General features: G+C 67.1%; 9 protein-coding genes. 5 read left to right on the top strand and 4 right to left on the bottom strand.

Features of this window, described 5'->3' with window-relative positions; all coding sequences use genetic code 11:
* Positions 1-342 precede the first annotated feature (342 nt).
* The 3 genes from ACTWQN_RS37845 to ACTWQN_RS37855 form a co-directional block, all read right to left on the bottom strand.
* Positions 343-1572: an MFS transporter gene (locus tag ACTWQN_RS37845; RefSeq protein WP_443208499.1), complete on the bottom strand. Its 1230-nt coding sequence runs from the start codon at positions 1570-1572 to the stop codon at positions 343-345.
* A 134-nt stretch (positions 1573-1706) separates the two neighbouring features.
* Complete coding sequence (locus tag ACTWQN_RS37850; protein WP_443208500.1) at positions 1707-2141, bottom strand: MarR family winged helix-turn-helix transcriptional regulator; 435 nt, start codon at positions 2139-2141, stop codon at positions 1707-1709.
* 139 nt (positions 2142-2280) lie between these two features.
* On the bottom strand, positions 2281-3744 hold the full coding sequence (locus tag ACTWQN_RS37855) for an NCS2 family permease (RefSeq protein WP_443208501.1): 1464 nt from the start codon (positions 3742-3744) through the stop codon (positions 2281-2283).
* A gap of 60 nt (positions 3745-3804) precedes the next feature.
* Here ACTWQN_RS37855 and ACTWQN_RS37860 point away from each other — a divergent pair, with 60 nt between their 5' ends.
* From ACTWQN_RS37860 to ACTWQN_RS37880, 5 genes are all read left to right on the top strand, one after another.
* The gene (locus ACTWQN_RS37860) at positions 3805-4104 is read left to right on the top strand and encodes a DUF2530 domain-containing protein (RefSeq protein ID WP_443208502.1); all 300 of its coding nucleotides are present in this window, start codon (positions 3805-3807) and stop codon (positions 4102-4104) included.
* A 142-nt stretch (positions 4105-4246) separates the two neighbouring features.
* Positions 4247-5035 carry an ESX secretion-associated protein EspG gene (locus ACTWQN_RS37865; protein WP_443208503.1) on the top strand — a complete coding sequence of 263 codons (789 nt, stop codon included), beginning with the start codon at positions 4247-4249 and terminating at the stop codon, positions 5033-5035.
* A gap of 134 nt (positions 5036-5169) precedes the next feature.
* The gene (locus ACTWQN_RS37870) at positions 5170-5571 is read left to right on the top strand and encodes a PE domain-containing protein (protein WP_443208504.1); all 402 of its coding nucleotides are present in this window, start codon (positions 5170-5172) and stop codon (positions 5569-5571) included.
* 39 nt (positions 5572-5610) lie between these two features.
* Positions 5611-6159 (top strand): DUF3558 domain-containing protein, encoded by a 549-nt coding sequence (locus ACTWQN_RS37875; protein WP_443208505.1) that lies wholly within the window; start codon positions 5611-5613, stop codon positions 6157-6159.
* A gap of 44 nt (positions 6160-6203) precedes the next feature.
* The gene (locus ACTWQN_RS37880) at positions 6204-7442 is read left to right on the top strand and encodes a PPE domain-containing protein (RefSeq protein ID WP_443208506.1); all 1239 of its coding nucleotides are present in this window, start codon (positions 6204-6206) and stop codon (positions 7440-7442) included.
* A 111-nt stretch (positions 7443-7553) separates the two neighbouring features.
* Here the strand turns inward: ACTWQN_RS37880 and ACTWQN_RS37885 are convergent, their stop codons facing one another.
* Positions 7554-7724: a hypothetical protein gene (locus ACTWQN_RS37885; protein WP_443208507.1), complete on the bottom strand. Its 171-nt coding sequence runs from the start codon at positions 7722-7724 to the stop codon at positions 7554-7556.
* Positions 7725-7959 lie beyond the last annotated feature (235 nt).

Below are 7959 nucleotides of genomic sequence, written 5' to 3' on the forward strand. Positions count from 1 at the left end.
TCGCGGCGTTTCGCGGATGCTCGTGCGGGTTACAACGGTCTGCGGTTGCCTACCGCGTGATGGCGATTTCGCGCGAAATCGCTGGTCGCTGCTCTTGGGAAGCGCCGATTTCGCGCGAAATCGCCAGCTAGCCACCTGGCTGCCGCGCGTCGGGTCTCCCAACCTCCAGGACTCGGTGGTGAGTGCTCCGACAAGCCCCACTGCCGACGCTTCGGGGCCCTTCCTCTGGGAGGGGCCCCGAAGTCTTGAACGTGACCGGGCCCCGGCCTCCCGCAGGAGACCGGGGCCCGATCTGTTCCCGAACTGACTGCCGCTCCCACCACGAAGCGGACGAGATTTAGGTTAGCCTAACCTGTCAGATTGGGCAACCCTCGACTTCCGCCGCCACGCCAGCACCGCGGCCCCGGCGAGCGCGGCGGCCAGCGACGCCAGCCCGCCGAGCAAGACCGGCCAACGCGGTCCGAACACCTCGGCGAGCCACCCGGAAGCCAGTCCACCCAGCGGTTTTCCGCCCAGGAACAGCAGCATGTACAGGCCCATGACCCGACCGCGCATGGTGGGATCCACGCCCAGCTGGACGGTCGAGTTCGCGCTAGTGGTGAAGGTCATGATGGCGACGCCGACCGGGATCAACGCCACCGCGAACAGCTCGTAGGTCGGCATCAGCGCCGCCGTCGCCTCCAGCACGCCGAAGACGGCCGCACCCACCAGCAACAGCCGCAGTCGCGGACGCCCGCGACCGCTGCGCCGAGCGGCCAGCGCCGCCCCGGTCAGCGTCCCCACCGCCAGCATGGTGACCAGCAGGCCGTAGCCGTCGGCGTTGCGACCGAAGACGTTGCGCGCGAGCACCGCGAGGGTGCTCTCGAAGTTCATCCCGAAGGTGCCGACGCAGAACGCCAACACCATGACCACGATCAGATCCGGTCGCCCGCGCGCATACCGCAGTCCGGCCCGCAGCTGGCCGCGCTCCTTCGGTGGCATCGTCACCCGGTGCAGCGCCGCGGGATCCATCATCGCCAGCCCGAGGACGACGGCGACCGAACTGACGCCGTTGATCAGGAACACCCAGCCGGTGCCGATCGCGGTTATCAGCAGGCCCGAGATGGCCGGGCCGACGATGCGGGCCAGGTTGAAGTTCATCGAGTTCAGCGCGACGGCATTGGTGAGCTGCGCAGGCCCGACCATCTCCACGACGAACGACTGCCGCACCGGCGCGTCCACCGCCGAGAAGCACCCGAGCACGAAGCACAGCACGTAGACGTGCCAGAGCTGCACGACTCCGGTGACGTTCAGCGCCCCCAGCACGAATCCGCAGGCGCCGAGCGCGCTCTGGGTGCCGATCAGCACACGCCGCTTGTCGAAGCGATCGGCGACGACACCCGCCCACAGGGTCAGCAGCAGCGTCGGGATGAACTGCAGCGAGACCGCCACGCCGAGCGCGGCCGGACTGCTCCCGGAAAGTTCCAGCACCAGCCAGTCCTGCGCCGCGCGCTGCATCCAGGTACCGGTCAGCGATACGACCTGACCTGCGGCGTAGAAGCGGTAGTTGCGTTCTCGCAGCGAGCGGAACATACCGCCGCCGGAGTCCAAACTGTCCGATGTGGACGATGGAGGTTGGTTGACCGAATCCCCGCTGGGGCCGATTCCTGCGCGCGATCGGGATTGGTCAACCACGCTCCTACGTACCGCCTCTCAATGAGTTCGAATCATCGACTGGCCAATCGGTCGATGATCTCGGCGGCATGGAACAGCACCGCCCGTTCTTCTTCGCCGAGGTCCGCGAGCTGCTGGTCCAGCCAGCGCTCCCGGATCGAGACCTCTTCGTCGACGCGGGCATGACCAGCCTCGGTCAGTTCCACGATGGCCTGGCGACCATCGGTGGGGTGCGCCCGGCGCGCGACCAGCCCGGCTTCTTCCAGGGCAGCGATCACCCTGGTCATGGACGGCGGCTGGACGCCTTCTCGGGCCGCCAGCTCGCCCGGCGTCATCGCTCCGGTCTTGTGCAGACAGGACAGCGCCGACAGCTGGGACAGCGTGATCGTCGAGTCGTTGCTCTGCGCGCGCAGCCGCCGGTTCAGGCGAACGACCGCGAGCCGCAGCCGACTCGCCAGGGTGCGCTCGCGCTCCGCGATATCGGACACGTCGTTAGTCTACCAAACTATCTAGGGGAATCGGACAAACTGATCTGGCAGATCAGTAGCCGTCCAGCCTACTGAGACGGCACTCCCAGGTCTCCCATCGCAACCCAATCGACGCACGACCGAATGGGTCCAGACCAGGTCAGACGCCGAAGACGGCGCTCAGCGGGCCAGCGGCGAAGTAGAGCACGAACGCCGCCGAAACGACCCACATCAAGGGGTGGACCGTGCGGGCCCGGCGGGTGAACACCCGCAGCAGCACGTAGCTGATGAACCCCGCACCGATGCCGTTGGCGATCGAGTACGTGAACGGCATGACCACGATCGTCAGGTACGCCGGTAGCGCGATGCTGAAGTCGGACAGATCGATCTGCCGGATCTGGGTGAGCATCATCGCCCCGACCACCACCAGCGCCGGAGCCGCCGCCTCCACCGGAATTACCTGGTAGAGCGGGGTGAAGAACATCGCCGCCAGGAACAACAACCCGGTGATCACGTTCGCCAGCCCGGTGCGCGCCCCCTCCGCGATGCCGGACGCCGACTCCACGAACACGGTGTTGGAACTCGCCGACCCCACCCCACCGGCGACCGCGCCGAGGCCTTCGACGGCCAGCGCCTTGCCGATGCCCGGCAGGTTGCCCTGCTGATCGGTGAGGCCGCCTTCCTTGCCGAGCCCCGTCATGGTGCCCATCGCGTCGAAGAAGTTCGCCAACACCAGCGTGAACACCAGCATCGCGGCGGCCAGCGCGGGCAGTCGGGTCCACGCGCCGAAGGAGATCTCGCCGACCAGCGACAGGTCCGGCAGCCCCATGATCTGCTCCGGAACCGCCGGATAGCCCAGGTTCCAGCCGTATACATCGGTGCCCTTCGACGGGCCCGGGTGGAAGATCCACTCGATCACGATCGCCAGAACTGTGGTGACCGCCACGCTGATCAGGATCGAGCCCCTCACCTGCCGGGCCACCAACACCGCGGTCAGCACCAGCCCGAACACGAAAACCGCGGTGGGCCACGAGGCGATCGAGCCGTCGATGCCCAGCCCCACCGGCACCGTGGTGTTGGCCGCATCCGGCAACCGCCGCACGAACCCGGCGTCGACCAGGCCGACGAAGGCGATGAACACACCGACGCCGACCGCGATCGCGGCCTTGAGCTCGGGCGGCACCGCGTTGAACACCGCGGTGCGGAAACCGGTCGCGACCAGCACCAGGATGACGATGCCGTCCACCACCACCAGGCCCATCGCCTCCGGCCAAGTGACCTGCGGCGCGATGGTCACCGCCAGCAGCGTGTTGATGCCCAACCCAGCGGCGATCGCGAACGGGTAGTTGGCGATCAGCCCGAACAGAATCGTCATCACGCCCGCGACCAGCGCGGTCGTCGCCGCGACCTGCGAAACCGGCAGGATGTTGCCGAGCACATCGCGCTTGGCCCCGGCGTCGTCGGCCGAGTAGCTGCCGAGGATCAACGGGTTGAGCACGACGATGTAGGCGACGGTGACGAAGGTGACGACGCCGCCACGAACCTCCCGGCCGACGCAGGACCCGCGCTCGGTGATCTTGAAATAGCTGTCCAGCAACGACTTCTTGGTTGCGGTCCGATCCACCATCACTGCTTCCCAATCGCACCCACGCGGGCGTCCATCACCGGGAGTAGCCTGCCTGACGTGGCACAGGACAGCGAATCCACCCCCTCAGCAGCCGGTCACCGACCGGTCCCGCATCTGCCGCGCAGGCTCGTGGACCCGACCCCGGTGGTGCTGTTCGGCACGGGGCTGTGGTTCGTCGGGACGATCCTGTTCGGCATCCGCGACTGGGCCGACGGCAGCTGGGACATCCAGTTCTGGACCTGCGTGGCCGGTAGCGCGCTCGGCGTCATCGGCTACGGGGTGTTCCGCTGGCAGCGCTCGGCAGCCCGCCGCGGCGCGCGCGGCGCCTGGCAGGGGCTGTCCGGACTGGACAGCTGAGCTTGGCGGATCCGGCTCTGATCGGCCCCACCGAGGGCTAGTCTGCACAGTCGAACCGACTCGACTCGCCGCTTCATAACCCGCCGCTTCATAACTCGCCGCTTCATAACTCGCCGCTTCATAACCCGGGAGCGCAGCACCAGTGTCCAAGCTCGACGTTGACCGACTCGAATTCGCGATCCTGGCCGAACGCGCCGGGCTCAGCCGCATCCCGATGATCGCCTCGTACAGCAACTACGGGACGACCATCAAAGACATACCCGGCGAATTCGAGGCGGCCGAGCAGCGGATCCGCGACCGCGGCCTGATCAACCCCGGCGGGGTGAACGAACGCGTCCTGGAGGTGCTGGGCATCTACCCGCACGCGACGGTCGAGTACGACCTGCGGTTCTCCGCGAAGCAGGGCACCGAACTGCGGGCGGCCGTGTCGAAGGTCGGCAAGACCGCGGTGCGCACCGTCGTCGACGACGACCGGATCATCCTGGAGCCGGTGCATCCGAGCGACGCGATCCCGGCGCTGGTGTCCGTGCTCCCCGAACGCACGCCCGCGCGCATCCGCCCGCCGCTGAGCGTCGACCTGGCCGAGATGCGCGCCGCCATGACCGAGGTGCGCCGTCGCGGCGACGATCCGCAGGCCATCGAGCAGAGCCTGCGGGCACGCGGGGTGAACATCAGCGCTTTCCGCAAGATGACGCAACTGCTGGACGGCCCGCGGCTGGGGCTCGGTGAGGTTGGCGTCACGATCTGGGACGACCGCCGCAAGGAGTTCCGGGGTGACCAGACGATCCGCATCATCGACCTGCAGATCGGCCGCACAGCGGTCTACAACAGCGGCGCGCAGCGCATGTTCGCAGGTGCGGACGTGAGCACCTTCACCCGAGTGCTCGGCGAACTTACGACGAAGACCCAGCGCGAAGCAGCCTGGCGATAGGCCGTTCGGAGCAATTCGGGCACGGATCGGGAACGGATTGCGGCTGGGCTTCGTCACACCCATGCGTGGCCGAACTAGGACCTGGCAAGCTAAGCGCGACGTGCACCTGATCCAGCAGACGAGGGGGTAGCGAGGTGGCATTCTTCGACGGAATCGTCACTGCGGTGGACTCGGCCAAGCGGATGGCGGTCGTTCACACCGCGATCAACTCGGGCGGCACCGCGACGGCGGCATCGTTCTCCGTCGACATCGAACAGATCCCGGGGTTGATCGCCAAGTACGAGGACGCTGTCGAGAAGCTTGAGCAGATCCTGATGAAGGCTCAGCAGCTCCGGAAGGTGGCACCTCCCGGCGAGGACGAGGTCAGCGAGAAATTGGCGAACTCCTTGGGCGAGATGGCTGGGAACAACGAGGGATGCCTCTCCTGGGCCGTCAACGATGCCCGCAAGCGCCTGCAAGCACAGATCGACCAGCTGAAGGCTGCTCAGGGCACCTACCAGAGCACCGACGAAGCCGCCACTGCCCGCCAGGTTTAAGGAAGAATTCACGTGCTACGTCGCGCAACTTTGACCGCTGTGTCACTGCTCGCCCTTCTTGGCGCTGCTGCGTGTTCTCCGGGCGGGTCGACCACTCCCCCTTCGGCATCGAGCGATGAACCAACTGCTTCGGCATCAGCCGCTCCGCAGGTGGAGAATCCGAAGAACCTCAAGGCGATCACCAACGCTTGTCAGCTCTTGACCGCCGATCAGCTGACGCAGCTCGGCGCTACCGGAAGCCAGGCTCCCGAAGAAAGCACGTCGCAGTACGGCGAATCCCAGTGCCACTTCCAAAGTGAGCCGTTCTCTGCCTACGTCGCCATCAACACGAAGTTCGGCGGTTTGGAACGGCTCACCCAAGACGCCTCGTCGAGCGACAACTTCAAGCCCACGCAGGTCGACGGTTACCAGGGAGGGCGGATCGACGAGCAGAGCGATCTCTGCAAGGTCGAACTCGCCATCGCCGACGATCAATCGGTTGAGATCAACTACTTCAAGAACTCCGGGGGCACGCCGGAAATGGACGATCCGTGCGGGTACGCCGAGAAGATCTCCAGCGAAGTCCTGAAGAACATCCCGGATGCCTGATCGCGTCCGCATACCACGATCATTACTGACAAGGGGGTGTCACCATGGTTCTGCCGTTCCTCGTCGGTGGTTACCTGCTCACGCGTGAATCCGACCGTGGTAACACGGACGAGATCATGCAGCAGGTGGGCTTCAACCACCCCGAGAAGTACCAGCAGATCCACGGCGGCCGTGGTACGGACATGCTGGTCAACAGCGTCCAGAGCTGGAAATCGAGCATCGCCGATGATTTCGACGCCGTCGCTGCTCTGCTCGACGAAGCCAACGCCAAGGCCGGGGTCGCTTGGACCGGTCAAGCCGCCGAGGAGCACGGCAGCAGCCTTGCTCCGATGACGGAATACATCCGGGACGCCAAAGACGTTTCGACCTCCGTCGGTGATTCGGCTGAGCAGCAGGTGCAGAACTTCAGCCAGGTCAAGAACAGCATGCCCGAGCCGGTGAAGGTCACGGCGACCGACAACCTGCTGGAAAAGGGCGGCGCCTGGCTGGTCGGTGGTGAGACGGACCTGCAGAAGCAGGAACGCGAGGCCACCGAGAAGGCCGAGGAAGCCAAGCAGTACTACAACAACTACTCCGACAGCACGCGCAACGTTTCGCAGAGCCTCGCGTTCTACCCGAAGGCCCCGGAAATGGCCTACGACGCGGGCCCGGGCACCACGGGTACGAATCCGACGGTTGGCAGCATGCCGACCGGTTCCGGCATCGGTGGCGGCGGTGTTTCGGGCGGCGGCAGCACGTCGGGTGTCGGTGGCATCTCGGGTGGTGGCGCCTCGGGCGGCGGCGCGTCGGGTGGTGGCGCCAGCCACGGCAGCGGTGACGTCGGCGGCTACACCCAGTCTCCGTCGCAGAGCAGCTCGCAGTGGTCGACCCCGCAGCCCGGTACCGGACTGCCCACCGGTCCTGGCACCGGCACCGGTCCTGGCGCGGGCAGCCCCGCCACTGGTGGCGGTGGGCTGGGTGGCGCCTTCGCCGCCGGTGGTCTCGGTGCTGGTGGCGGAGCGGGCGTTGGTCGTGGTGCCGGTGGTCTTGACGGCCGCGGCCTGGGTGCCGGTGGACGCGCTGGCGTTGGCGGCCTCGGCTCCGGTGCTGGTGGCGCCGGTGGCGCTGCCGGTGCTTCGGGTCGTGGCGGCGCGTCGGGCGCCATGGGCGGTGCTGCTGGTCGCGGCCAGGGCAAGGAAGGCGAAGAAGACCTGGAGCACGAGAACAAGTACTGGGTCGACACCGACGAGGCGTGGGACGAGCTCGGCCTGCCCAAGGTCGCCCCACCGGTCTTCGGCGAGTGAGCAGCATTCGCTGATATCGCCTGGGCAAACGGGCCGCGCACCGAAAGCTGGTGCGCGGCCCGTTCCGCTTGTCAGATGTCACCGCGCGGGCCTCGGCCCGGGGCAGGACGTTCAGTCGAAAGCCGCGGGCCGCAATTCGATCCGTCCGCTTCGCGCCTCTGCCGCGCAGACCGAGCAGGTCGGGCGGCCGTCGCGGGCGCCGAGGTCCTCCGGTGCCGTCATCACACCGCAGCACGCGATCAGCTCGCGCCCTTCCCGACGCGGATCCTCAACCGGGATCACGTGGTTCTGGTATCCGAACGCCACCCAGCACCCAGCCCGGACAGCAGTCCCATCAACCTCGTCCTCCGTGGACCGGCACACGAAATTCTCCTCGGGCAGGCGGGGTGGTGCCGGTGACCGGACGCGGGCGGGAGGGGTTGGTTTCGCGCCCGGTCACCGGGGTGGGCCGCTGCGGCGCTCTGTCGGGGGCGTGTACGCCGCACCGGCCCGGTCTGGGGGTCGTGAGTGGCAAAAC

Origin of the sequence: Saccharopolyspora antiqui (assembly GCF_052246905.1) — a bacterium.
GTDB lineage: Bacteria > Actinomycetota > Actinomycetes > Mycobacteriales > Pseudonocardiaceae > Saccharopolyspora.

Excerpts from the sequence above, each read along its gene's own strand:
- ACTWQN_RS37880 (WP_443208506.1), top strand. The coding sequence starts at position 6,204 with ATGGTTCTGCCGTTCCTCGTCGGTGGTTACCTGCTCACGCGTGAATCC.
- ACTWQN_RS37845 (WP_443208499.1), bottom strand. The coding sequence starts at position 1,572 with ATGTTCCGCTCGCTGCGAGAACGCAACTACCGCTTCTACGCCGCAGGT.